The 26,074-nt window shown below is 44.1% G+C and carries 28 protein-coding genes and 2 pseudogenes; all 30 read left to right on the forward strand.

Annotation, left to right across the window (positions count from 1 at the left end; translation table 11 throughout):
• The first annotated feature begins 3 nt into the window (after positions 1–3).
• The 30 genes and pseudogenes from LC065_RS08915 to LC065_RS09060 all read left to right on the forward strand — a co-directional run bounded on the left by LC065_RS08915 (position 4) and on the right by LC065_RS09060 (position 25,994).
• A complete protein-coding gene (locus LC065_RS08915; protein WP_226592070.1) occupies positions 4–417 on the forward strand; it encodes a TIGR03826 family flagellar region protein in 414 nt (137 codons plus the stop codon).
• Between the two features lie 77 nt (positions 418–494).
• Positions 495–677, forward strand: a complete 183-nt coding sequence (locus LC065_RS08920; RefSeq protein ID WP_306163906.1) for a hypothetical protein — start codon at positions 495–497, stop codon at positions 675–677.
• Between the two features lie 4 nt (positions 678–681).
• Complete coding sequence (locus LC065_RS08925) at positions 682–765, forward strand: flagellar biosynthesis anti-sigma factor FlgM (protein ID WP_306163947.1); 84 nt, start codon at positions 682–684, stop codon at positions 763–765.
• An 18-nt stretch (positions 766–783) separates the two neighbouring features.
• Entirely contained in the window at positions 784–1,275 is a 492-nt protein-coding gene (locus LC065_RS08930; protein ID WP_226592065.1) for a flagellar protein FlgN, read from the forward strand.
• An 18-nt stretch (positions 1,276–1,293) separates the two neighbouring features.
• A complete protein-coding gene (flgK, locus tag LC065_RS08935) occupies positions 1,294–2,835 on the forward strand; it encodes a flagellar hook-associated protein FlgK (RefSeq protein WP_306163907.1) in 1,542 nt (513 codons plus the stop codon).
• Positions 2,836–2,846: 11 nt separating this feature from the next.
• Positions 2,847–3,729, forward strand: a pseudogene (flgL, locus tag LC065_RS08940) (flagellar hook-associated protein FlgL).
• 77 nt (positions 3,730–3,806) lie between these two features.
• On the forward strand, positions 3,807–4,358 hold the full coding sequence (locus LC065_RS08945) for a DUF6470 family protein (RefSeq protein WP_306163908.1): 552 nt from the start codon (positions 3,807–3,809) through the stop codon (positions 4,356–4,358).
• A gap of 2 nt (positions 4,359–4,360) precedes the next feature.
• Positions 4,361–4,804 carry a flagellar assembly protein FliW gene (gene fliW, locus LC065_RS08950; RefSeq protein ID WP_226592057.1) on the forward strand — a complete coding sequence of 148 codons (444 nt, stop codon included), beginning with the start codon at positions 4,361–4,363 and terminating at the stop codon, positions 4,802–4,804.
• Complete coding sequence (csrA, locus tag LC065_RS08955) at positions 4,791–5,018, forward strand: carbon storage regulator CsrA (RefSeq protein WP_226592055.1); 228 nt, start codon at positions 4,791–4,793, stop codon at positions 5,016–5,018. The genes fliW and csrA overlap by 14 nt, the downstream gene beginning before the upstream one ends.
• A gap of 124 nt (positions 5,019–5,142) precedes the next feature.
• Positions 5,143–6,321, forward strand: a complete 1,179-nt coding sequence (locus LC065_RS08960; protein WP_226592053.1) for a flagellin N-terminal helical domain-containing protein — start codon at positions 5,143–5,145, stop codon at positions 6,319–6,321.
• Positions 6,322–6,658: 337 nt separating this feature from the next.
• Complete coding sequence (locus LC065_RS08965) at positions 6,659–6,760, forward strand: flagellin (RefSeq protein WP_272482804.1); 102 nt, start codon at positions 6,659–6,661, stop codon at positions 6,758–6,760.
• A gap of 215 nt (positions 6,761–6,975) precedes the next feature.
• Positions 6,976–7,344: a flagellar protein FlaG gene (gene flaG / locus LC065_RS08970; protein WP_226592051.1), complete on the forward strand. Its 369-nt coding sequence runs from the start codon at positions 6,976–6,978 to the stop codon at positions 7,342–7,344.
• A 12-nt stretch (positions 7,345–7,356) separates the two neighbouring features.
• A complete protein-coding gene (locus LC065_RS08975) occupies positions 7,357–8,898 on the forward strand; it encodes a flagellar hook-associated protein 2 (RefSeq protein WP_306163909.1) in 1,542 nt (513 codons plus the stop codon).
• A 22-nt stretch (positions 8,899–8,920) separates the two neighbouring features.
• Complete coding sequence (fliS, locus tag LC065_RS08980) at positions 8,921–9,310, forward strand: flagellar export chaperone FliS (RefSeq protein ID WP_226592047.1); 390 nt, start codon at positions 8,921–8,923, stop codon at positions 9,308–9,310.
• Complete coding sequence (locus LC065_RS08985; protein ID WP_226592045.1) at positions 9,310–9,660, forward strand: flagellar protein FliT; 351 nt, start codon at positions 9,310–9,312, stop codon at positions 9,658–9,660. Before fliS ends, LC065_RS08985 begins: the two co-directional genes overlap by 1 nt.
• 13 nt (positions 9,661–9,673) lie before the next feature.
• A complete protein-coding gene (locus tag LC065_RS08990) occupies positions 9,674–10,057 on the forward strand; it encodes a DUF8042 domain-containing protein (protein WP_226592044.1) in 384 nt (127 codons plus the stop codon).
• Between the two features lie 559 nt (positions 10,058–10,616).
• A complete protein-coding gene (hpf, locus tag LC065_RS08995; RefSeq protein WP_146816972.1) occupies positions 10,617–11,177 on the forward strand; it encodes a ribosome hibernation-promoting factor, HPF/YfiA family in 561 nt (186 codons plus the stop codon).
• Positions 11,178–11,370: 193 nt separating this feature from the next.
• Complete coding sequence (locus tag LC065_RS09000; protein WP_226592042.1) at positions 11,371–11,553, forward strand: hypothetical protein; 183 nt, start codon at positions 11,371–11,373, stop codon at positions 11,551–11,553.
• Between the two features lie 121 nt (positions 11,554–11,674).
• Positions 11,675–14,189: pseudogene (gene secA, locus LC065_RS09005) on the forward strand (preprotein translocase subunit SecA).
• A gap of 68 nt (positions 14,190–14,257) precedes the next feature.
• Positions 14,258–15,362 (forward strand): peptide chain release factor 2 gene (gene prfB, locus LC065_RS09010; RefSeq protein ID WP_226592038.1). Its coding sequence is split into 2 segments (ribosomal slippage): positions 14,258–14,329 and positions 14,331–15,362, totalling 1,104 coding nucleotides; the frame shifts between segments, so codons are not numbered across the junction.
• Between the two features lie 101 nt (positions 15,363–15,463).
• Complete coding sequence (gene galU, locus LC065_RS09015) at positions 15,464–16,345, forward strand: UTP--glucose-1-phosphate uridylyltransferase GalU (protein WP_146816962.1); 882 nt, start codon at positions 15,464–15,466, stop codon at positions 16,343–16,345.
• 225 nt (positions 16,346–16,570) lie between these two features.
• The gene (locus tag LC065_RS09020; RefSeq protein ID WP_371933450.1) at positions 16,571–17,410 is read left to right on the forward strand and encodes a YitT family protein; all 840 of its coding nucleotides are present in this window, start codon (positions 16,571–16,573) and stop codon (positions 17,408–17,410) included.
• A 51-nt stretch (positions 17,411–17,461) separates the two neighbouring features.
• Positions 17,462–17,872 carry a c-type cytochrome gene (locus LC065_RS09025; RefSeq protein ID WP_226592036.1) on the forward strand — a complete coding sequence of 137 codons (411 nt, stop codon included), beginning with the start codon at positions 17,462–17,464 and terminating at the stop codon, positions 17,870–17,872.
• Between the two features lie 241 nt (positions 17,873–18,113).
• Positions 18,114–18,800 (forward strand): cell division ATP-binding protein FtsE, encoded by a 687-nt coding sequence (ftsE, locus tag LC065_RS09030; RefSeq protein ID WP_226592034.1) that lies wholly within the window; start codon positions 18,114–18,116, stop codon positions 18,798–18,800.
• A gap of 329 nt (positions 18,801–19,129) precedes the next feature.
• Entirely contained in the window at positions 19,130–20,629 is a 1,500-nt protein-coding gene (locus LC065_RS09035) for a S41 family peptidase (protein ID WP_306163910.1), read from the forward strand.
• 110 nt (positions 20,630–20,739) lie between these two features.
• Entirely contained in the window at positions 20,740–21,150 is a 411-nt protein-coding gene (locus tag LC065_RS09040) for a hypothetical protein (RefSeq protein WP_306163911.1), read from the forward strand.
• A gap of 27 nt (positions 21,151–21,177) precedes the next feature.
• Positions 21,178–21,927: a PDZ domain-containing protein gene (locus tag LC065_RS09045; RefSeq protein WP_306163912.1), complete on the forward strand. Its 750-nt coding sequence runs from the start codon at positions 21,178–21,180 to the stop codon at positions 21,925–21,927.
• Between the two features lie 79 nt (positions 21,928–22,006).
• A complete protein-coding gene (locus LC065_RS09050; protein WP_226592029.1) occupies positions 22,007–22,663 on the forward strand; it encodes an AraC family transcriptional regulator in 657 nt (218 codons plus the stop codon).
• Positions 22,664–22,937: 274 nt separating this feature from the next.
• Complete coding sequence (locus LC065_RS09055) at positions 22,938–23,777, forward strand: ABC transporter ATP-binding protein (protein WP_226592027.1); 840 nt, start codon at positions 22,938–22,940, stop codon at positions 23,775–23,777.
• 153 nt (positions 23,778–23,930) lie between these two features.
• Positions 23,931–25,994 (forward strand): sensor domain-containing diguanylate cyclase, encoded by a 2,064-nt coding sequence (locus LC065_RS09060; protein ID WP_226592025.1) that lies wholly within the window; start codon positions 23,931–23,933, stop codon positions 25,992–25,994.
• Positions 25,995–26,074: the final 80 nt, after the last annotated feature.

Genomic DNA, 26,074 nt, shown 5'->3' on the forward strand with positions numbered 1-26,074 from the left:
AAGATGGGGGAATTAGCGAATTGTTCACGTTGTAACGGACTTTTCTTGAAAGGGTCGAACACCGTTTGCCCTGAGTGTAGGAAGCGGGAAGAAAAGGACTTTCAAACGGTCTACGCCTTCTTAAGAAGAAAACAAAACCGGACAGCCACAGTAGAGGAAATTGAGGCAGAGACAGGGGTTTCTGAACGGCAGATCCGTAAGTTTGTCAAAGAGAAACGCCTTCACCCTGCTCACTTTCCGAATGTGAGCTATTCTTGTGAGAAGTGTGGAGCGTCCATCAGAGAAGACCGTTTATGCGTGGCCTGTAAAGAATCGATCCAAAAAGGACTCGATGTGCAAGAACGTAATGAATCTTTGGAAGCTAGAAAAGAAGAGAAGGAACGGGAAAAAGCAAACAGGACTTATTATTCATGGTGAAATGAATCTTAAGCATGATTTATATCTTCATGAGCCTTGTCGATATAAGGAGTAATAGACAATCGGAAGGAAATGAGGTGCCAAAATTGAAAATCAACGGCCCGAATCAGACGAATTTAAATCCATATCAAAAGCAGATGAATAAACAGGCAGATCCTGGACCGAAAAAACAAATGACCGATAAAATCGAGATTTCTGAGACCGCCAAACAGATGCAGGAATCCGGGAAGAGCGATTCTGTACGAAAAAAAACTGGTTAATCAAGTGAAATCAGAAGTACAGCAAGGAAATTACCAGGTGGACGCCAAGGCGACCGCTAAAAAGATGCTTGATTTTTGGTCGAAGTAATTATAGAGGAGAATCATCATGACGATCGATCCGGTCATCAATCATATGAAACAGCTTCAGCAGTTGCATGAGAGTCTTTTGTCTTTGTCTAAAAGGAAGACAGAGGCATTAAAAACGAACGATGTAACAGGAATTCAACAGCTGTTGATTCAAGAAAAGAAGCATGTGCAGGCGATTGAAAAAATCGAAAAACAAAGAGAGCATTCTGTGACTCAGTGGGCATCGGAAAAAGGGATCCCTCCACGTGAGCGGACTGTATCCGAACTTATTGAAATTCTTAATGGAGAGGAAAAAGAGAGGCTTCAGAACGCGTATGAAGCTCTCATTCTCGTGTTAGCTGACTTGAAGCAACAGGAGAAGTTGAACACAGAACTGACACAGCAATCGCTGCAGTTCATCAACATGTCGCTCGACCTTCTCCAACCATCGATTCAGTCTGTGAATTATGGTGGAAAAGAAGCTAATAATGGGAGCACAGTTAAACGTTCCATCTTCGATTCAAAAGCATAAAGCAGAGGAGTAACCATCATGGGATCAACGTTTCACGGATTGGAAGTAGCGAAGCGCGGGCTTTTCACTCAACAATCCGCTTTATATACGACAGGACATAACATTGCCAATGCGAATACAGAAGGATACACAAGGCAGCGTGTCAATTTTGAACAGACGGGACCCTATCCGCCGGCTTCACGAAACCGGCCAGAAATACCAGGACAGGTCGGGAGCGGTGTGGAAGCGGGTTCGATTGAACGGGTAAGAGTCGGGTTCATGGATCAGCAGTATCGTGGCGAAAGCAGTAAATCCGGCTACTATGACACTCGCTCTAATGCTTTAGGAAGGTTAGAGAGTGTCATGAATGAACCTTCTGAAGATGGTCTTGCGCGAACGATGGATCGTTTTTGGCAATCTTTACAAGACTTGTCTGTTAATCCGGAAGACTCTGGTGCGCGCTCTGTCGTACGTCAACGTGGGCAAGCTGTAGCAGAAACATTCAACTACCTATCAAACACAATTCAATCGATGCAGAAAGACGTCAAAACACAGGTTGGTGTCACAGAAAAAGAGATCAATTCATTGGCGAACCAAATCAATAACATTAATCAGCAAATCGCTGAAGTGGAACCACACGGCATGGTTCCGAACGATTTGTATGATGAACGTGATCGATTGGTCGATCAATTATCACAGCATGTGAATATTGAAGTGAAATACGAAGATACACCATCCTCCGCTGATCCACTGGCAATGGGTAAGGCGAGCATTTCGATTGTAGGTAACAATGGGCAGCCACTGGATCCACCGGCCACGCTTGTGGATGGAGCAGCGAATGAAGTGAACACCCTAAAAGTCAATTATGACGAGGGAGAAGTTCACGCAAGCAGTATCCAAGTCGGTGACAGTGCTTCCTATGCGATAGAAGACTTTTCTTCCAAAGGTAAATTGAAGGGTTTGCTTGATTCCGGGGGATATATGCAAGGTGATGAGAAAAAAGGAAGCTATTCACAAATACTCTCGGATCTGGATAGGATGGCGACAGGATTTGCCCGTGAGTTCAACAATGTCCATACACAAGGGGAATCTTTAAATAGTATCAAAAACGGGGATGAGGTTCCTAACTTTTTCAATATTGATATGGAAGCAGAAGGAGTCATCGAAGGTGTAGCAGGCACCATTGGTTTGACTGATGAAATTAAAGCAGATGGGGACAATATTGCCGCAGCTGTATCAGATAAAGCCGGAGACGGAGAAAATGCTTCGAATTTAGCGGATGTCCAAAGTGAATCGAATGCAGTTTTTGGTGAAGAAACTTCTATGGACAGTTTTTATGAATCGATGATTGGTTCGATGGCTGTAGAGACACAGGAAGCTGAAAGGATGTCACGAAATGCAGGAACACTCAAAAGCTCTGTAGATGAGCAAAGGCAATCCGTCAGTTCTGTGTCATTGGATGAAGAAATGTCGAACATGATTAAATTCCAGCATGCTTATAATGCCGCAGCTAGGAATATTACCGTCGTCGATGAAATGCTTGAACGGGTCATTGATCAAATGGGGCGAGTGGGAAGGTAGGTGAATGACTAATGCGTGTAACTCAAAGTATGCTTTCAAATAATATGCTGCGAAACTTGAGTGATAGTTACGGAAATATGGGGAAGTACCAGGAGCAATTGTCGACAGGGAAGAAAATTTCCCGCCCTTCCCAGGATCCTGTGGTAGCTATGAAAGGAATCAACTATCGCCAGCAAGTAACCGAAGTGGAGCAATTTCAGCGTAATATCGGCGAAGTCCATAACTGGATGGACAATAGTGATGCAGCCCTTGATAAAGCGACACAGGCGATGCAGCGAGTTCGTGAACTGACCGTTCAGGCGAGTAATGATACATATGATGAAGGTCAACGTGAAAATATAGCTAAGGAAATTCGTCAGCTGAAGGAACATATCGGATCAATCGCTAATACGAAAGTGAATGATAAGTATATTTTCAATGGATCGAATACAACGGAAGCTCCTTTTGATATGGAAGATTTAGAAGGTTCCGTACCACCTGGGAACGATCCGGTCAATATCGAGGTTTCATCTGGGGTTAAGCTTCAGACGAATGTTACACCTGGGAATGTGTTCAATCAGAAACTTTTTGAAGATCTCGAGAATTTCGCATCTGCACTCGAGGGTGATACAACCCAGGGAGATCTCGGGGGTTTTATTGAATCATTCGACGGTCATATCGGAAATATCGTTAACGAACGCGCTGATTTGGGGGGCACGGATGAACCGTGTGGAGTTAATTGAGGATCGTTTGGAATCACAAAAAGTAAGTGCGACAAGAATGATGTCCGACAACGAAGATGCAGATATTGAAAAAGTGATCACGGACTTAAAAACACAGGAAAGTGTCCATAGAGCGGCGATGGGCGTCGGAGCCCGGATCATCCAGCCGACGTTGATGGATTTTCTTAGATAAGGCTGTCTCGATTTGAGACAGTCTTGTTTTTTGAATAAGCCTTTCATTGCAAGGCACCTTCATGAGGAGGGACAAGGATGAATTTCCCTAAGCTTCAGATGCAGTCCACTCCAGGACGGATTGGGCTGAGGATTAATAAGCCGGAGCAAACGATCAAGCAGCATCAAGTAGAGCAGTCGATTCAACAACCAAAAGCGGATATGAAAATTGAACAAAAGCCTAGGAAGCTAACGATTGATCAGACAAATGCCTGGCATAACCTTGATTTAAAAAATGTATTGGTACGTACAGAAGAACTTGTTGGGATTGCGAGGAATCTATGGATGGAAGGTCTTGCTCGTGTCTCTCGCGAAGGTGACGAGCTCATGCGCATCGAAAATGGCGGAAATCCCATTGCTGCCCAGGCGAAACGGAATGCAGGGTTTGATTTTACTTTTTCACCTGGGGGCCGTCCTACATATGACCTCATTCAGATGAACTATCAGTCAGGAGAAGCAAAAATTGATATTCAACGGCGTGAACCGATGATTGAAAATAAGATACACGCCCCTGAACATCACTACCGTCCCGGTAAAGTTGATGTGAGGGTGGAACAGATGCCAGATATGAAGATAGATTGGAAGGTGTAATCATGAGGATCGAAACGAAGTACTTTGGTGCGATTGAGATTGAGAAGGAGGATTGTATTGAATTCCCTGCTGGACTACCAGGGTTTGAAAGCTATCATTCTTTTGTTCTTTTACCTGTGGATGAGTTAGGTACATATTTTGCGTTACAGTCTGTGGAAGAAGCAGGTCTGTCGCTCATCGTCACAAACCCTTATCATTTTTATAAAGACTATGAGTTTGACATCGATGAAGAAAAGTTGGAAATTAAACATCCAGAAGATGTCGCGGTCTATAATGTGGTGACATTGCGAGACCCATTTTATTCGTCTACGTTGAATTTGCAGGCTCCCATAGTTATGAACACGGATGTAGGGACTGCGATGCAGTTGATTTTAAATCAAACAGAATACAAAACGAAGCATCCATTGATTCCTTCCGGGAAAGGTGATTCTCATGCTCGTCCTTAATCGCAAAGAAGGAGAAACTGTTAGAGTAGGAGATGATATCACCATTACAGTGGTCGGTGTAGAAGGTGGACAGGTGAAATTGGGTATAGAAGCCCCTAAAAGTGTGGGAATTCATCGTCAGGAAGTGTATATGGCGATTGAGAAAGAGAATGCAGAAGCGGCGAATGTATCTGGAGATTTGCTGAATCTATTAAAAAATGCAAAAAAAGATTAAAAATTTAAGAAGTCGGTCGATATAAGTAATGTAAAACATTACATAAGTCGGCCGACTTTTTGTTTTGTAACTAGAGGATGCCACAAGGATGTGGGGTCACTTATTTCAAGGAGGAATTTTTAAGATGAGAATTAATCACAACATCGCGGCGCTTAATACGCACCGTCAACTATCAAGTGCTAATAATGCCAATCAAAATTCAATGGAAAAGCTTTCTTCAGGTCTTCGTATTAACAATGCATCTGATGATGCAGCAGGTCTAGCAATTTCAGAGAAAATGCGTGGACAAATTCGTGGACTTGAGCAAGCACAAACCAATGCTCAAGATGGTATTTCTATGATTCAAACAGCTGAAGGTGCATTGAATGAAACGCACGATATTCTTCAACGTATGCGTGAACTAGCAGTACAATCTGCCAACGATACGAACACTGATACAGACCGTGGTGAACTTCAAAAAGAGGTAGATCAATTATCTAAAGAACTTACACGTATTGGTGACAATACGGAGTTCAATACTCAGAACCTTCTGGATGGATCTTTAAAGAGTACATTCCAGATTGGTGCTAATGAAGGTCAAAATCTATCATTAGATGTTAGTGATATGAGAGCATTAAGTTTAGGAGTAGTTAGTGATATCTCAACAACGATTGATTCAAGTATTGCTGCTGCTCCTGGAACTACTTCAGATGTGCAAGATGGAACTTATACAGTAGCTAAAGATGGTGATACTTATCAACTTAAAGATACTGATGGTAACGTGGTTGCTACAGGAACTGATGGAAAAACATTCACGGGTACTGGAGCAGATAACGATGGTTCTACTTTTGGAGATGATGCAATTACCTTAACGGATACAGCTAAAATTGGAGGTAAGGTCGAGATTGCCTCTGCAACAGTTGAGTCATTTGATGCAGAGCTTTCCAATACTACGCTTGAAGCGGGAGACTATACGGCTTCTACTACTGAATTAACTGATTCTAGTGGGAATGTTATTGCAACTTCAACAGATGCAACAAGTTTTACCAATTCATCAGGAGATACAGTGTTATCATTTGGAACTGCTATTACAGCAGATACTTCACTGTCAGTTGGTGGTATAGATATTTCTAGTCAATCTGCAGCAGATTCTTCCATAACTAAAATCAACGAAGCTATTGAAACGGTATCTGCTGAACGTTCTAAGCTAGGTGCAGTACAAAACCGTTTAGATCACACAATCAATAACTTAGGTACATCTTCTGAAAACCTAACTGCTGCGGAATCTCGTATCCGTGACGTAGATTATGCTTTAGCTGCATAAGCTAAGCACAGTCGTCCTGGCTGGTAACGGCCAGCGATTATAATCGGGTGAATTGCTGGAAACCCCTGAGAACTTTTCTTACCACAACGAAGTTGGAAACGACAAGCGTGAAGGTTGAAAAAAGAAGAGATTGGGCAATCAGCAGCCAAGCTCCTGTCTTGAAAAAGTGGAGAAGGTTCAACGACTAGGATAGACCACCGTTTTAGGTGATGAAATCCGTAGGTGAAACAATGGTCATCAGCATTGTGAATCCGAAGTGCCCGACCCCTTTCTGTAAAAGGGTGAAGATATAGTCTGGTCATTTATGAAAGTAAATGTTCGCGCGATGGCGAAGGAAATGATGAACCAAACGAAACAAAGTATTCTTTCACAAGCTTCTCAAGCTATGCTTGCAAAAGCAAATCAACAACCACAAGGAGTTCTTCAACTTCTACGTTAATAAAGTTAAAAAGGCCCTCAATTTTGAGGGTCTTTTTCTATGTACAGAGATAGTTTCATTAATAAACTGTAAATGTTAAAGGGATCTTATGTGCTGTTGTTAGTTATTATTATTACAGTGTCCATAATTAGTGATAAATCCCCTTAATACGTTTAATTATTATCTCCTCTAACCGATATAAAAAGAAACTACATAGCAATTAGGAGTTGTTGAAGGTGGATGTAAGAGATCTTATTACCCAATCACAACTTCTGCAGAGAAATAATTTACAACTTGGTGTCCGTTCAACTGTTCAGAAGAATGAGTCAGTAAAGACTGAGAGAATGAATGAAGACTTTAAAGAATACACGACCGATAATCAAAAAGAAAATCTGAAACAGGCAGCAGAAGATATGAATGTGTTTTTCAAAGCTGTAAATACCTCCTTACGATTTCAGTTTCATGATAAATTAGAAGAATACTATGTAACCATCGTAGATAGTGATACAGAGGAAATAGTGAAGGAGATCCCTCCGAAAAAGCTGTTGGATATGTATGCTTCGATTGCCGAGCGACTTGGATTTATTGTTGATGAAAAAATATAAGCAGGTGATAGAATGAGTGATATGCGCATTGGTGGTCTTGCTTCAGGTATGAATACGGATCAGATTATTAAAGATCTGATGAATGCTGAGAAGCAGCCGCTTAATAAAATGGAGCAGGATCGTGAATGGCTTACATACAAAAGAGACGCTTACCGTGATGTGAATAAACAGCTTTCAGAGTTAGATACAATGGCTTTTGACATGAAACTAGAGCGTTCTTATAACTCAAAAGATGTCAGCTCTTCAGGTTCAGCTGTATCTGCGACGGCGCTGTCGAGTTCTGATGAAGGCAGCTACAAGATGGAAGTTTTAGAACTCGCAGAGGCTGCTTATAATTACAGTCAAAATGGCATTAGTAACGGTGAGTTCGATCCAGACGATACTCTGGCTAATCAGAAAGATAATCTAATTAATGGAATAACTCTTGATGATACTTTTTCCCTTACCACGTATGGTGAGGGAGGAGAAGAAACAACCGTCTCTTTCAATGTTACTGGTAATAAATCTCTTAATGACATTCTGGGTGAGATTAACGACTCTGAACTAGGTGTACGTGCTTTCTATGATAAAGGAGCAGATAAAGTGATGCTCGAACGTACGGAAACAGGGGATTTTAATACAGATGAAAGTAAATTTCTCGGAGCGGAGATTGGCTTCAATGGAACGTCAGCGTCTTTCTTGGCTGATACACTCGATATCAAAAATGGTAAGAATGACGGAACGGGCTGGGTACTGAATGAAAAAGGTGGAACGGATGCCCGATTCACTTATAACAATTCATTCGAGATGACTTCCCGTAACAATGACTACTCTCTGAACGGTATGAATTTTACGTTCAATGAGGTTGGCACATCTACCATCTCAGTTTCTAACAATGTTGATGATTCCTTCGAAAAAGTGATGAAGTTTGTTGAAAAATACAATGAAGTAATTGAAGATTTGAATGGGAAAACAGAGGAGAAGCGGTACCGTAATTTCCAACCTTTGACTGCGGAACAAAAAAAGGATATGGAAGAGGAAGAAATTGAGCTTTGGGAAGAAAAGTCTAAAAGCGGAATGCTCAAAGGGGATTCAGTAGTCAGTGGTGTCCTGAGCAGCATGCGTCAAAATTGGTATGCCCCAGTAGAGACAACTGGGAAATATAACATGGCCTCTCAGATTGGAATTACCACCACATCCAATTACCGCGAGGGTGGGATGTTGGAAGTTGATGAGGATCAATTGCGTCAAGCATTAAGAGACAACCCAGATTCCGTTACCAAGCTTTTCTCAGGGACAGACACCAACCCAGGAATTGTCAGGCGTCTGGAAACCTCGATAGAAGAAGCGACTAAATCCATCGAACGTAAAGCCGGGAAACCTACCAGTTTAGATAACAATTTTATGTTGGGTAGGCAGATTGAAAGTATTAATGATGAAATGGATTCCTTTCAAGATCGCTTGAATGCTATTGAAAATCGCTACTGGCGTGAATTTGGGGCCATGGAAAAAGCTATACAAAAAATGAATTCGCAATCCGCTTTTATTATGCAAAACTTCAGCGGTGGAATGTAACGATAAAAGGAGTGCTGGCTAGATGTCTATTCAAGCCTATCAAAATAACTCAGTAGAAACAGCTTCCCCCGGGGAACTCACTTTAATGCTTTATAATGGATGTATTAAGTTCATTAGAATCGCTCGAAAAGCAATGGAGAATAATGAAATTGAGAAGAAAAATACAAACATTCAAAAGTCACAAAAGATCATTCAAGAGCTTATGATTACGATGGACCAGCAATATGCAGTTACACAGGAAATTATGCCATTGTATGATTATGTGAACCGTCGTTTAGTGGAAGCAAACACGAAAAATGATGTTGAGATTTTGGACGAGGTCGAAGGACTTGTGGTAGAGTTTCGTGATACTTGGAAGCAAGTCATTTTAGAGTCGAGAAAAATGCAATTTGGTCAAGGTGGAAATGCCTGATGGGTGTATGGACTGAGTTTACCTCTATTACAAAGAAGCTGGATGAGGTTGTCCATCAACCAGTTAATGAGAAGAATCGAACATCTGTATTAGAGGAAGTGGAGACTCTGTTAGATAAGCGGACAGCCATGCTTGAACAATTATCAGAACCTTCTCAGGAAGAGAAGTCGATGGTGAGAGAAGTTATGAAACGTGATTTAAAGATCAATCAAAAGCTCGAGTTCCTTTTTGACAGGTTGAAGAGCGACATGCGTAATGCAAAAAAACAAAAGTCCAGCAAACAGCGCTACGTCAATCCCTATCAAAGTGTTTCCGGCTACGACGGAATGTATTTAGACCATAAAAAGTAGAATAGGTGATTTTTTGTCAGAACTTACAGCAGAACAACATGAAATGCTAGAGCGGTATGATGAGCTGTTAAGTACCATCAGTGAAGGGCTCAAATATTTAGAGGACCATATGAAAATAGAAGAGACTCCAATGGCAAAGCAAGTGTTTCAGGACGTGCTCCTTAGCCTGGAACAAATCAGCCGCAGTCATGATCAAATGGAGGTCCTTTTTAAAGGGAACGAAGATCTTCAGACTTTAGTCATTGATTTTCACGGAATCGTCAATCATCTGCAAGGGTGGTTCGAGCATGACACCGCACAAGAAAAACATCATTTGTTGGTGGAGCATGTAGTCCCTGCATTTGAAAGTTGGCGGACGCGTATGGAAGCATTCGTGAAACCCTATACGGCTCATTAAAAGAAGCATCCATGACGGATGTTTCTTTATTATGGTAGATTTTGAGATAAATCTCCTATATGATCCCACAGTGGATGGGTGAATGAATCATTGGTAGGTTTACCGTTGCGAAGTACTTTGATATGGAGACGCAGTCCGTAAGTCTTGCAACAGGTTAAAACTTCGCAGATGCTTTAGCTGGGTCTGTACATGCAGTGAAAGAGCCATTGCTGCTGACACCGAAAAGTAAGCTTGATGAAGAAGTGAAGTAATATTTTATTGACCATCGAACGACATACTTACAAATCTTTGGCGGATCAGCAGCCGTTGGTAAGGGTGTAGAGGAAGATATTTGGTCGATATACGCATAAATATTTAAGGAGTCTATTTTACATAGGCTCCTTTTTTATCTAGTATATTGACAAAATATCATGTAGAAAAGACCTCCATTTCTATTCAAAGGTACACCTTCCAACAATTACCGACACAAATTAGACAAAATATTTCGAAAGTTTATGCAGGAAAGGCCGTGGGTATGATAGAATATATATCACATAAGGATGAAAGGAGGACACTTCTAATGCTACAATACAACATTCGTGGTGAAAACTTGGAAGTGACGGATTCTATTAAAGAATATGTGGAGAAAAAGGTGAGCAAGCTCGAACGCTACTTTGATACTCCGCCGTCTTCCGAGGTACACGTTAATTTAAGTGTCTATAATGATGAGCAGACAATCGAGGTCACAATTCCGATGAAGAATCTACTTCTTCGTGCTGAGGAACACAACACAGATCTATACGCTGCCATCGACCTTGTGGTAGATAAATTGGAACGACAAATTCGTAAGCATAAAACGAAAGTGAATCGTAAGTTCCGACAAGAGGGTGCTCCGAAACATGTCTTTGCCGAGCTTGAACGCGAGGCGCAACAATATCAAACGCAAACGATTGATGATGAATTTGATGTAGAAATCGTGAAAACGAAGCGATTTGACTTGAAACCGATGGATAGTGAAGAAGCGGCATTGCAGATGGATATGCTTGGTCACAACTTCTTCGTCTTTACAAACGCAAATACAGATGAAACGAACATTGTTTATAAACGTCGTGACGGCCGTTATGGTTTGATCGAAACTTGATAGCTTCATAGAGTAAACGCCTCTGCTTCGGCAGGGGCGTTTTTTGTATTTTTCCAAGTATCTGGGATGAATAAATGATTCTTTGCTAGAGAAAAATTAATTTTTCATCATTCATTAGGGTGTAAAATGGAATTTTGAGCGTTCGCTCATACTTAAGAAAAGTAGTATAAAGGATAGGACAGGAGGTGATGGCATGAATGGCAAGGAATGTGAGTACATTTATAAACGTTTAAATCAGCAGGAAGAAACGATTGCTCAGCTTGTGGAAATCATTGGAGTGACAAATCGTCGCATTACGGATTTGGACCGCAGGCAGCTCGGTGTTGAACACCAGATGATCCGTGAACGTCCCCTCTCTTTTACTCCTTCTACATAATTCTCTCATCGGTGTCCCTGGTCCTATGTAGTTGATTGTCAGGCCGCTTCTCTTAGTGTTATGATAATAGAGGATTAAACTATTCAACCGAAGTTCGGAAATCAACAGAGGAGCGGTTGCAATGCTTGGTACTATAAAAAAGATCTTTGGCGATGGAAATACACGTCAATTGAAGCGATTGGAGAAAATCGCAGATGACATCGAAGCGATGGAATCGCAAATCGAAAAAATGTCTGATGATGAATTAAAAAATAAGACAGAAGAATTCAAAGAACGCTATCAAAATGGCGAAGATTTAGATGATATGTTGGTCGAAGCTTTCGCGGTTGTACGTGAAGCTTCTAAACGTGTGCTTGAAATGCGCCCGTTCCGTGTCCAACTGCTGGGCGCTATATCCCTTCATGAAGGTAACATAGCCGAGATGAAAACTGGTGAAGGTAAAACACTGGCGTCTACGATGCCGGCTTACTTGAACGCAATTACTGGAAAAGGCGTGCACATCATCACGGTCAACGATTATTTGGCGAGCCGTGATGCTACAGAGATGGGCGAACTTTTCCAATTCCTTGGACTGACCGTCGGGCTAAACTCAAACGGTATGTCGAAGGACGAGAAGCGTGAGGCGTACAACGCGGATATTACGTATGGTACGAACAACGAGTTCGGTTTCGACTACTTGCGTGACAATATGGTGCTTTACAAGGAGCAGATGGTTCAACGTCCGCTTCACTTCGCGATCATTGACGAGGTTGACTCCATCTTGATTGACGAAGCTCGTACACCGTTAATCATCAGTGGTTCAGCTTCCAAATCCGCAGATCTTTATCAGGGAGCGAATTCTTTTGTCCGTTTGCTCGCGAATGAAGAAGATTACACGTACGACGAAAAGACGAAGAACGTACAGCTTACAGAAGAAGGAATCAACAAGGCCGAGCGCTTTTTCAAAATCGAGAACTTGTTTGATCTTTCCAACGTATCCTTGATTCACCACATCAATCAGGCGCTCAAAGCGCACACGTCGATGCAGAAGGATACCGACTATGTGGTCGAGGACGGCGAAGTGGTCATCGTCGACCAGTTCACCGGTCGTCTTATGAAAGGCCGCCGTTATAGTGACGGATTGCACCATGGCGATTGAAGCGAAAGAAGGACTCGAGATTCAGAACGAGAGCCAGACACTTGCTTCAATCACGTTCCAGAACCTTTTCCGTATGTATGAAAAGCTTTCTGGTATGACTGGTACAGCAAAGACCGAGGAAGAGGAATTCCTGAACATTTACAACATGCGTGTGATCGTTATTCCAACGAACCGTGATATCATCCGTGATGACAAGGCCGACCTTGTTTACAAGACGATGGACGGGAAGTTCAAAGCGGTTGTCGAGGATATTAAGGAGCGTCATGAAAATGGACAGCCGGTGCTTGTTGGTACCGTAGCCGTTGAAACGTCCGAAATCATTTCCCGTTACTTGACGAAAGCGGGGGTTCCGCATAACGTCTTGAACGCGAAAAACCACTTCCGTGAAGCGGAAATCATCGAGAACGCTGGCCAGAAAGGCGCGGTAACGATCGCAACAAACATGGCTGGTCGTGGTACCGACATCAAGCTCGGCGATGGTGTCAGAGAAGCCGGAGGCCTTGCTGTTATTGGTACGGAACGTCACGAATCCCGCCGAATCGATAACCAGCTTCGTGGTCGTTCGGGTCGTCAAGGAGACCCAGGAATGTCTCAGTTCTACCTGGCGACAGATGACGAATTGATGCGCCGTTTCGCTTCTGACAACATTCGCAGCATGATGGACCGACTTGGAATGGACGACTCTCAGCCGATCGAAAGTAAGATGATCTCTCGTGCTGTTGAATCCGCGCAGAAACGTGTGGAAGGAAACAACTTCGATGCGCGTAAGACGATTCTTTCTTATGATGATGTCCTGCGTCAGCAGCGTGAAGTTATTTACAAGCAGCGTTATGATGTGCTTACTTCCGAAAACTTGCGTGAAATTATTGAACAAATGATCGAGCGTACCGTTTCTAAAACGGTCGGCGCCCACACGAGTGAAGAGGAAGAAGAAAACTGGGAGCTTGAAAGCCTCGTTGAATACCTGCGTGCGAACTTGCTGCATGAAGGCGATGTAACAGTGGATGACTTGAAAGGAAAAGACCCTCAGGAAATGGAGGAGCTGATCCTTGAAAAAGTGAAACAGCGTTATGATGAGAAAGAAGAAGAATTGACGCCTGAACAGATGCGTGAGTTTGAAAAAGTCATTCTGCTTCGTACGGTTGACCAGAAGTGGATGGATCACATCGATCAGATGGACCAGCTGCGTCAGGGAATTCACCTGCGCGCCTACGGCCAAAACGATCCGCTTCGTGAATATAATTTCGAAGGGTTCCGTATGTTTGAACAGATGGTTACCAATATTGATGAAGAAGTCTCCCGCTACGTCATGAAGGCGCAGATCCGCAACAACCTGCAGCGTCAGGAAGTGGCTCAGGGAGCGCAGGCTGTCTCTGGAGGCAGCGAAAGCAAAGAGCCGAAGAAGAAAACCCCTGTCGTGAAAAAGGACCATGTTCGTCGTAACGACCCATGTCCTTGCGGAAGCGGGAAGAAATATAAAAATTGTCACGGAAAATAAGAGGTTGAGGCACTCTCTTTTTAGAGGGTGTCTTCCCTTGTTTTAAGAATCATATAGGAGTGATGGATATGGATATGGCAGAAATCCGCCATGCATTGGATAATACAGCTAAGCGATTAGCGGACTTCAGGGGGTCTCTTTGACGTCGATCAAAGAAAAACCCGTATTGCAGAACTAGAAGAACAAATGACAGAGCCAGGTTTCTGGGATGACCAGAATACGGCGCAGAAAGTCATTGACGAGGTGAATGGACTGAAAGGGTTGGTCCATACGCTTGAAGAGCATGAAGAAACGCATGAGAACCTGGAAGTTTCTTATGAGCTTGTTAAAGAAGAAGACGATGAAGAACTGCGTGAAGATCTTGAACAGGAAGTGCAGCAGCTGAAGAAGGACCTTGACCAATTCGAACTGAACATTCTCTTGAGTGAGCCATACGACAAGAACAACGCGATTCTTGAGCTTCACCCGGGTGCTGGTGGTACCGAATCCCAGGACTGGGCAAGCATGCTTCTTCGCATGTACACGCGCTGGGCTGAGAAGAAAGGTTTTTCTGTTTCGACGATGGACTACCTCCCAGGAGATGAAGCAGGTGTGAAAAGTGTGACCCTGCTCATTAAAGGGCACAACGCCTACGGCTATTTGAAAGCGGAAAAAGGGGTGCACCGTCTTGTCCGGATTTCTCCTTTCGATTCTTCAGGTCGTCGTCACACGTCCTTCGTATCGTGTGAAGTGATGCCAGAGTTTAACGATGAGATCGAGATTGATGTTCGGACAGAAGACTTGAAGATCGATACGTATCGTTCCAGTGGTGCCGGTGGACAGCACGTCAACACGACAGACTCTGCCGTTCGTATCACGCACTTGCCGACGAATACAGTCGTGACGTGTCAGTCTGAGCGTTCTCAGATTAAGAACCGTGAACAAGCGATGAAAATGTTGAAGGCGAAGCTTTACCAGCTGGAGATCGAGCGCCAACAGCAGCAGCTTGATGATATCCGCGGCGAGCAAAAAGAAATCGGATGGGGAAGCCAAATCCGTTCTTACGTATTCCACCCTTATTCCATGGTCAAAGACCACCGTACGAATGAAGAGGTCGGAAACACGCAAGGCGTCATGGATGGTGACCTTGATAAATTCATCAACTCTTACCTCCGCTCTAAAATGGATGGTTAATACGGGAAGACTCTCACGATGGTGGGGGTCTTTTTTTCTGTTCAGTATTCACTATTTTTGCTACTATGAAGTTATCTTACATACAAAGGGGCGAATAAAGAATGAAGGTGAAAAAAGCGATTATTCCTGCAGCTGGACTCGGCACACGTTTTCTACCCGCTACAAAAGCAATGCCGAAAGAAATGCTTCCGGTCGTGGATAAACCGACGATTCAATATATCGTGGAAGAAGCGATTCAATCCGGAATCGAGGATATTATCATCGTAACAGGAAAAGGGAAACGTGCGATTGAGGATCACTTTGATCATGCGTTTGAACTTGAGGATAATCTTTATAAAAAAGGAAAGCTTGATCTCCTTGAGGAAGTTCAGCAATCTGCTGAAGTTGACATTCATTATATTCGCCAAAAAGAACCGAAAGGACTTGGACATGCCGTCTGGTGTGCACGCAAGTTTATCGGGGACGAACCTTTTGCCGTCCTGCTTGGAGATGATATCGTTCGTTCGGATGAACCTTGCCTGAAGCAGTTGATTGACCAATATGAAGAAACGCAATCGTCAGTCATCGGTGTCAAACAAGTGCCGGAGGATGAAACCGATCGCTACGGAATCATTGCGCCTGAAAAACAAGAGGGGCGACGCTATCAAGTGAAGCATTTTGTAGAAAAGCCAGCCGTCGGAGAAGCACCGTCGAACTTGGCGATCATTGGCCGTTATGTTTTTGCACCGGAAATCATGGATCTACTTGCTACTCAGGAAGAAGGTAGAGGTGGAGAGATTCAATTGACAGATGCTATTGAGCGTCTGAACCTAGATCAGCCTGTGTACGGGTATGAGTTTGAAGGCGAGCGATTCGATGTCGGCGATCAGCTCGGCTTTATCAAAACGACCCTTGCCATTGCAATGGAACGGGAAAACATGCGGGACGATGTCCTTGCTCTATTAGCTGAAATTATGGAAAAACAAGAATCGATGAATTCCTAAAAGAAGCGGCGGGTCTTAGACTCGCCGCTTTTTGTATAGAAGTGCAGAGGAAACGAAAACTAATAGGAATACGAAGTCTTGCTCCTTTACCGTGTTAACACGTTATTCTACTCTCATTTACAGGAGAATGCCCTAGTGTTATACTCCTTACGGTTTAGGGAGAACGATACATAGGGAGAGTCGAACAGCATGATGATGATGGCAAAAAAATATCGACGGGAGCCGATGCCACCGGCACTCAGACAAACAATGGATTACGGCCTGGTCATTCTTGGGTCATTTTTTGTAGCTTTAGCCTTCAATTTATTTTTATTACCGAATAACATCGCCTCTGGAGGAGTAGCAGGTGTCAGTACGATCACGAAAGGCGTGTTCGGCTGGGAGCCTGGCGTCGTCCAGTGGGTATTGAATATTCCACTGTTCATCATGGGCGTGGCCATATTAGGAAAAAACTTCGGTCTCAAGTCATTCGTCGGCACCGTGACCCTGCCGCTCTTCGTCTTGATGACGAGTGACATGGCGCCGGCAACACCGAATCCGTTGCTTGGAGCCATATTCGGTGGAATGGGCGTCGGTCTCGGCCTTGGCATTGTTTTTAGAGGACGGGCATCGACAGGCGGGATCGACTTAGCCGCTCAAGTCCTGCACAAATTCACACACTTACCACTCGGCATCAGTGTTGCTTTATTGGACGGAATGATTGTCCTGACATCGGCGATTGTCTTCTCACTCGAAGAAGGATTGTATGCGCTGATCGGGTTATTTGCGACCAGTCGGACCATCGATTTTGTCCAAGTGGGATTGAACACTTCGAAAAACGTAATGATCATTACAGAGGACGTCGATGAAGTGCGTTCTGCTATTTTTGAACAAATCGATCGTGGGGTAACCGTATTAAGTGGAGCTGGTGGTTACACGGATCGGGAACGCCGGGTCGTCATGTGTGTCGTCCAGCAGAATGAATTCATCAAATTGACACAAACCGTAAAGACAGTTGACCCGGGGGCATTTGTCGTCGCTATGAACGCCACTGAAGTGCTTGGAGAGGGTTTCAAAACGTCGTGACTCGGTTATAATATCTCTATATCTCATCAAAATACGAGAGGGGATACAGGAATGAAAAAACTATTATCTGCTTTATTTTTAGGGCTGATCCTCGTCTTGAGTGCCTGTGGGGGCGGCGGAGACGAAGGAACGACGGATGACAGCGCGAACGATGAAACGACAGAAGAACAAACGGGTGAAGATTCCGGCGAAGGCACAGACGAAGGAACGTCAGACAGTGGTGACGGCGAGGCTGTTGACACAGCGGCCGCAGAAGAAGTGTACCAGAACAACTGTGCCAGCTGCCACGGCGGTGAACTTGGCGGAGGAATGGGACCATCTCTTACTGAAGTGGGTTCCAAGTATTCTGCAGAAGAGATCGTTGGCTTCATTAAAAATGGTAAGGGCGGCATGCCAGCTCAAGGTCAAGTATCTGATGACGATGCTCAACTGGTAGCAAGCTGGCTTACGACAATGGAATAAGCTTCTAGTGAAAAAGCCTGGTGACGTCACCAGGCTTTTTTTGTATCCTTCTCAATCAACTTCTTTAATATCTAGGCATCCTTTATATTGAAAGGGTGTTTACCGGTATACCCCTCCTATGAAAAACAAATGTAATAATTTCATGTCTAAATAAACCGAAAATTAATGTTATAATAAATGTGTTTGTAGACAAGAGAGAAGACAACTGACTTAACATTATGAGAGATACAGGTGATTTTACATGATTAAAATGCAAGGAGTATATAAAACATATCCGAATGGTGTCACGGCTTTGAATGGATTGGATATCCAAATCGACCAGGGAGAGTTCGTTTATGTCGTAGGGCCGAGTGGGGCTGGTAAATCAACATTTACGAAGCTGATCTACAGAGAAGAAAAGCCGACGACTGGAACGGTTCTTGTGAATGATATGGACACATCCACAATGAAACAGCGTCGCATTCCGATGCTGCGCCGTCAGATTGGTGTCGTTTATCAGGATTTCCGTCTATTGCCGACGCTGACCGTTTATGAGAACGTGGCATTTGCACTAGAAGTTATTGAAGAAAATCCACAAAACATCCGCCGCCGTGTGATGGACGTGCTTGATCAAGTTCGTTTGAAAAACAAAGCACGTTTCCTTCCGGATGAGCTTTCTGGAGGAGAGCAGCAGCGTGTATCGATTGCCCGCGCGATTGTGAACCATCCGAAAGTACTGATCGCTGATGAGCCGACAGGTAACCTCGATCCAGAAACATCGTGGGAGATCATGCACATCCTTGAGGAAATCAATACGGCAGGGACAACCGTATTAATGGCGACCCACAGCCAGGAAATTGTCAACACGATCCGTAAGCGTGTCATCGCGATTGAAGACGGCATGGTCGTCCGTGACCAGAGCAACGGAGAATATGGATACGAAATGTAAGTGCGTGAAGACTGTCTCAGTTAGGGGACGGTCTTTTTCTTTGTTTTTTGGTGAAGGGTGGCACTTGCACTTCTCCTTTTGTTGCGAGGCACTAGAAAGGCTCCTGACACCAAAAGGAAGCGAAGCGGTGCCAGGCGCGAATTTCTACGATTCTCGTTTCTGATCCAATTACAGGTAGATAGATAGGTGGGGATGTCCTATAATGAAATGGACATGCTATAGTCATTTCTGGCATATGTTAACTCATAGAACAATCGTTGATTTACGTTGAAGGAGCTTTTTTGCTAGTATAGAGGCAACATGAAATCCAAAATAGAAGGGTGAATGCGATGAATATAAAACCGCGCTACGTTGCGCTGTTGATGGCGCTAGCGGTCCTATTTGGAGCGGCAGGCTCGTACATAGGAATAGAATACTTCGCTGACGACACGAACGAACAAGCACAATCCGAACAGTATGCAGATAAAGATGCGGAGAACTTTGGGAGTCTGTCCGAAGAGGAACAAAAGGCATTCATACAAAATATGTCCGGGAACACCGATTTGAAAAAGGTGGAACAGGCATTCAGTACGATTCAAGAAAATTATGTAAAAGAAGTAGATAAAAACACCCTTGTTGAAGGGGCGATTCAGGGGATGCTCGATACGCTCGAGGATCCATACAGTGTGTATATGGACCCTGAAACGATGGAGCAGTTCAACCAGACGATTGAATCCTCTTTCCAGGGAATCGGCGCGGAAGTGAGTATGGTCAATGATAAGGTGACGATTGTCGCGCCCATTAAAGGCTCACCTGCGGAAGAAGCAGGCTTGAAGCCGAACGATCAAATTTTGAAGGTGGATGGCGACAGTGTCGAAGGTCTTGACCTTTATGAAGCCGTTCTGAAGATCCGCGGGGAAAAGGGGACGGAAGTGACGCTCCAAATCGACCGGCCTAGGGTCAGTGAACCACTGAACATCGATATCACCCGTGATGATATTCCATTAGAAACGGTTTACACAGATACGAAGGAGATCAATGGTAAAAAAGCCGGGGTTATCGAAATTACTTCTTTCTCAGAAAAGACTTCGGATGAATTCCACGAAGCATTAGAGAAGCTTGAAAAGGATGGGATGGACGGGCTTGTCATTGATGTCCGTGGAAACCCTGGTGGGTTGTTTACAGACGTTCAGGAGATTCTGAAAGAGTTCATTCCGAAAGATAAGCCGATTGTCCGGGTAGAAGACCGTAAAGGTGAGAAAACGCGTTATTTCTCTGAAAATGAGGAGAAAAAGCCGTATCCAATCACCGTCTTGATGGACGAAGGAAGTGCATCCGCTTCTGAAATCTTAGCTGCGACCATGCAGGAAGCGGGCGGTTATGATCTTGTCGGAACGAAGAGCTTCGGTAAAGGAACCGTTCAACAGGCGTTACCGATGGGCGACGGCAGTACAATCAAGCTGACCTTGTTCAAGTGGTTGACTCCTGACGGCAACTGGATTCACGAAAAAGGGATCGAACCTACGGTGAAAGTGAAACAACCGGAATACTTTTACACGAATCCAGTGGAAGTAGAAGAGTCGCTTCAATACAATGACAATGATGAGAAAGTGAAAAACATCCAAATCATGCTGAAAGGTCTAGGTCATGATCCTGACCGTACAGATGGATACTACAGCAAAGATACAGAAGCAGCAGTCCAAGCATTTCAGGAAGAAGCGGGGCTTGAAGCGACTGGCGTTGTGGACGAGACGACCGGTGGCAAGCTTGAAGAAGCGATAATAAAAGAAGTCAGAGATGAGAAAAACGACAAACAAATGCAAAAAGCGGTCGAGGTCTTGTTTCAATAAGCAGGAATTTGCCGCTGGATGACGAATTATATCCGTAGTCTGCGACTGCGGATTTTTTCGTTAATAGGTATAGACAACAGAGAGCGACACGACTTGAAAGGAGAATCATGTTGGACGTTTGGTTGATGGAATTTGCAAAAGGGCTTGGGATGATGTTCTCCCTCCCATTTTTATACATAACTTTAGCGATGATCTTCATCGTATCTGGAAAACGAGTGAAAGAGGAACGAGCGGCTTTCGGCACACGAATCTTTGATCGTTTCACCGAATGGAAAGGAACGTGGGGAACGGCACTCATCAGTGGCTTTATATTATCCGTGATGGCGGTTGGTGGAGGAATGGTATTCAGTTATCCGTTGCTTCTTCTCCTATCCGGTATTTTACTGATCATCAGTTTGACTGGCCGTCTGAGCTGGTATTCCTCTGCTTATACGCTGGGGTTGAGTTACCTGGTCCTGCTGGTTGTTCCGTATCTACCTGATTCTGTGCGTAGTCACGAATGGGTGGAAGTACTCCAGTAAACGCCTCTCCATACACTTGCGGTTGTGATGGCCGTTCTTTTATTAACCGAATCGATCCTGATGCTGCGCACGACAGCTGCTCATACATATCCCGAACGATTGAAAGGGACGCGGGGAATGTGGATCGGTCAGCATCGTTCCAGAAGAATGACGGTCGTTCCGTTTCTAGCGTTGTTCCCAGGGGGTATGATTGAACCGTTTGCCGCGTGGTGGCCAATGATTCCGCTTGGTGGAGAAACATACGGGCTGATTCTTATTCCTTTTGTTATCGGATGGGAATGGAAAGCTCGCGGTCAGTCTCCTGTCGTCGCAGCAAAGACGATGGGAAGGCACGTCTTTCTGTTGTCGATCATCGTCCTAGGGCTTGCTGTCGGGAGCTTTTTCATAGGTGTGTTGTCCCTGGCAGCTGTGATGATCGGATTGATTGGTCGTGAATGGATCTTCGTTCTGCACCGGATGCGTGAAGAGAAAACCCCGTTCTTTTCTTCTGCGAAAAAAGGCATTCGGATTCTTGGTGTCATACCTAGGAGCCCTGCCGATCAAATGGGACTCACACCAGGGGAGGTCATTGAACGAGTGAATGCGATTCCTGTACGAACGGAGAATCAATTTTATGAAGCGCTGCAAAATTCAGGAGCGTTTACGAAAATGGAAGTGCGTGATGAATGGGGAGAAAACCGCTACGTGCAGCGGGCGATGTATGAAGATGAACACTACGAACTCGGACTTGTTTTCGTGGAACCTGCCACCCATGAAGAGTCGGTGGGCTTTTTCTAAATAAATGGTATCGGAACGGTTATCTTCTCGGCTAAGGTTTTGGAAGATAACCGTTCTACTTTTTGGAGGGGGAGAATCCATGCAGAAGCTACATATTCTAAATGGTGAAGAAATGAATAAGGCCTTTAAAAGCCAGGGACTTTTCGAAGGGGAGCATATGATTCCTTTCAATGAAGCGATGTGTGCCGGTGAAACTTGTGAAACCATCTTCTCTGAAGAATTTATAAAAACAAGGGCTGTGACGCATGGAGTTTCTGAAGATGACTACAGGCGGATCACTGTAGAAAAACTGGAGGCTGTCTTCCGTGAAGGACGAGATCACCTCCAGCTATGGTTTGATGAAGATATGTTCTGCCAAATCAATCTTCTCACCTTACTGGCATGGCTGGAGCAAATCGGTTACGAAGGGAAAATTGAGCTATGTTTAACGACACAACAGTTCGAACCTCTCGCCTCATATCAGCTTCATGTAGCTGGTTACCGTGCCATGTATAAACAAGTTCTTATAAACCGGGCTCATCCTTCTGAAGTTCTTCTCCCTCCACTAAAAAAGGGCATTGAATTGTATTTGCATTACAAGGGGCTTGATAATGAACTGGTAACATTCATCAAACATCACCCTGTTTTATCGGAGGAGCAGCTTGTATCGTTGATGATTGAAACTTTTCAAAAATATGGACTGGGCGATGTTCAATATATGCAGTTGGTCAGGAGTGTAAGAGCTTCTGAGTTGTGAAGAGAAAGATCACTTCGTCGTATTCATAGAAAGTATTTACTGAAAGGGTCGCTCGTTATTTTCGGAAAGTGCTTCTACCCGAGGGAGAAGTTCTCATTTCCTAGTGCGATGCATACACTTTTCACAGCCCAGTGATGAAAATGATTCTCAAATTCATTGACAGAGTGGAACCGAGCCCATAAACTAGAAAGTAGAGAAAATATATAGATTTCGTGATTTTTCGTGTAGCTCCAACAGCGATAGATTTCGTGAGACATAAAGGAGAGGTCAGATTATGGATACCCTGTTGGCGAATAATTTAACTCTTGGCTATGGAGATTCCATCATCATAGATTCATTGGATATTACGATCCCGAAAGGCAAAGTCACTGTTCTCATCGGTGGAAACGGTTGCGGTAAGTCTACTTTGCTTCGTTCGATGGCTCGTTTATTGCGTCCAAAATCAGGAGAAGTTGTGCTGGATAGCGCGGATATTTCCAAGATGCGTACGAAAGATGTGGCGAAGAAGATGGCGATTCTTCCACAAAGCCCGACAACTCCTGAAGGTCTCAGCGTCTATCAGCTTGTAAAGCAAGGCCGTTATCCTTATCAAGGGTTCGCAAAACGCTGGTCGGACGAAGATGAGAAAGCTGTCACGCGTGCGCTTGAAGATACGAACTTGATGGAGTTGAAAGACAGGACGGTCGATTCTCTATCCGGCGGGCAGCGTCAACGTGCCTGGATTGCGATGACTCTGGCTCAGGATACCGATATTCTTCTATTGGATGAACCGACCACTTATTTAGATATGACGCACCAGATTGATATTCTTGATTTGCTCTTCGATTTGAATCAGGATAATGGACGTACGGTAGTCATGGTGCTTCATGATATTAACCTGGCCTGCCGTTATGCGGATCATATTATTGCAGTGAAAGATAAAACGGTCTTCGCACAAGGGAAGCCTGAAGATGTCGTGACTTGCGATATGATGCACCACGTATTTGAAATGCTTTGTGATGTCAGGGAGGATCCTCTTTTCGGTACTCCGATGTGCATTCCGCATGGAAAAGGACGCTGTTTGATCAAGCAAGCGCAGGCGGAAGCTCAGACTCAACAAAAACAAACGGTATAACTCTCAAAAGCAATGTGCGCTGCACATTGCTTTTTTATATATTTGGAAAGGATTTCTGACTTTTTGGTAGAAAGATACATAGAGAAGCAGGAACCAAACATGATAACATGGTATACATGTGTAAATACGATTATATGATTGAGGGGATAATCCATGGAACGAGTGAAAGAATGGATGGATCAGGGAATCATAGCAGGGATTGCTGAACGCATTCCTCATGAACACTTGTTACATATGCTTATGGATGGAATATCCGACTATATCTTTTTTATGGAAGTCGTCGGTGAGAGACGATTTAGATATGTATATATGAATGAATCTGCCAAAAACCATTCTCCAATTAAAGGAGCGGGATGGGAAGGCAAATACATAGAGGATCTTTTGGGTGAATCACAAGCGGAAGATTTAATTGAAGCCTATCAAACGGTTGTTAAGAAAAAAGAAGCCCTCACGTACGAAGATGAAATCATCATTAATGGAACACTTTTCAGAGGGCATTCCGTGCTTACCCCGACGATGAACGAGGCGGGAGAAGTCACCCACATTGTAGCGATTACGCGGAACATTACAGAAGTGATTGAAAAAGAGCGTGACCTCAGCCGGATCAATGCGATGTATCGCTCCTTAATGAAGGATACAACCGATGCGATTTTAATTGTCGATACAGCGGGTAATATTTTAGAAGCGAACCGTGCTATAGAAGAACTTTACGGCTACACGAAAGAAGAAATGCAGACGTCTTCGCTCCCTTTTGTCCCTTCGAACCGAAGAGAAGAAGCCCAGGAGCTTGTCCGTAAAGGAAAGGAAAGAGCGATCGCCCGATATGAAACGGTCCGCCAAAGAAAAGATGGAGGGCTTGTGGATGTTTCAATCAGCATTTCTCCGATTCAGAATGAAGACGGCGAAACGATCGGCATCAGTTCAATTGTTAGAGATATTTCGAACGATAAGGCCGCCCAGCGGAAGTTGGAAGCAAGCAGGTCCCGCTATCGATCGTTGTTCAAACATAACCCACAGCCAATCTTGACGCTGACGTTCGAGGGACTGATTAAGAAAGCGAACACAGCGACGCTGCGTCTTTTGGAAACCGAGGAAGATGCCCTGGTGCAAACGTCGATCATCGAGTGGGTGCCGGCAGAACAGAGAGGCTGGTTAAGGAAGCAGCTCTTAGAATCCTTTTTCCAAAAAGGTACCCGGTTTGAAACAAGTTTTTGGATGGATGGAGAAGAGCGTATTCTACGAGTCTCTCTCGTTCCGATTATTAATGAAGGTCAGAAAGAAGGAATTTATGCGATTCTTGAGGATCGGACGGAACAAGAGAGGGCTCATGAAGCTTTAAGGCAGAGTGAGGAGAAGTTCCGGCTGATTGCGGATCATTCTAATGATTTGATCTCTGTTTTCTCACCAATGGGAGAGCTGGTTTACGCATCTCCCTCACAAGAGAAATTCTTAGGCCGTGCCCCGCATGAGATGTCTTCAGAAGAACTACTGCAGCAGCTCGAGCCTGAGGATTTAACTAACCTTTCCTATGCATTTAAATGGAGTGAAGAGAGCAAAGAAGCGTTTACGGTTTCCTTGACATTGAAAAGTCAGAATGGAGAACCTGTCTGGTTTGAATGCAGAGGAACGCCGGTGGTCAGTGAACAGCATCAGGTCAGCCATTTCGTCATCGTAGCACGAGATATATCCGAACAAAAAAATTATGAAGAGAAGCTTGAGCGTTTTGCTTTTTACGATTATTTGACGGACTTGCCGAACCGGAGGCTTTTTGAAGACCGCGTCGAGCAGGCGATCGCAAAGGCTGAACGGTCCGGTGAATCATTCGCTCTCCTTTATTTAGATGGTGATGGCTTCAAGTATATCAATGATGAATACGGTCATGAAGTTGGAGATGAATTTCTATGCAATGTCGGGAAGCGGATGAAAGAATGCATCCGTTCGGGAGATTCTGTCGGACGGATTGGTGGGGATGAATTTGCGATTCTTTTGGAGGACATCGCGGATCGGGATCAAATCTATGAAGTCTCCATGCGTGCGCTTGAGAAATTGAGAGAACCTTATTTCGTCAAAGGCGAGGAAATCCGTTCCTCTTTCTCTATTGGTGTGGCCTGTTATCCGGAAGATGGACGAACTTTGGATGACTTATTCAGGTCAGCCGATAAGGCTCTTTACAAAGGAAAGCGAGACGGAAAAAATCAGGTGCGTTTATACGAGTAACCTCGATAAAAGACGGAGCCCCCAGGGGACTCCGTCTTTTCTATTCTGGGATTTCATTGAGGTTACGGATGATGTGTGTC

It is taken from the genome of Halobacillus litoralis, assembly GCF_020524085.2.
GTDB classification, from domain to species: domain Bacteria; phylum Bacillota; class Bacilli; order Bacillales; family Halobacillaceae; genus Halobacillus; species Halobacillus litoralis_E.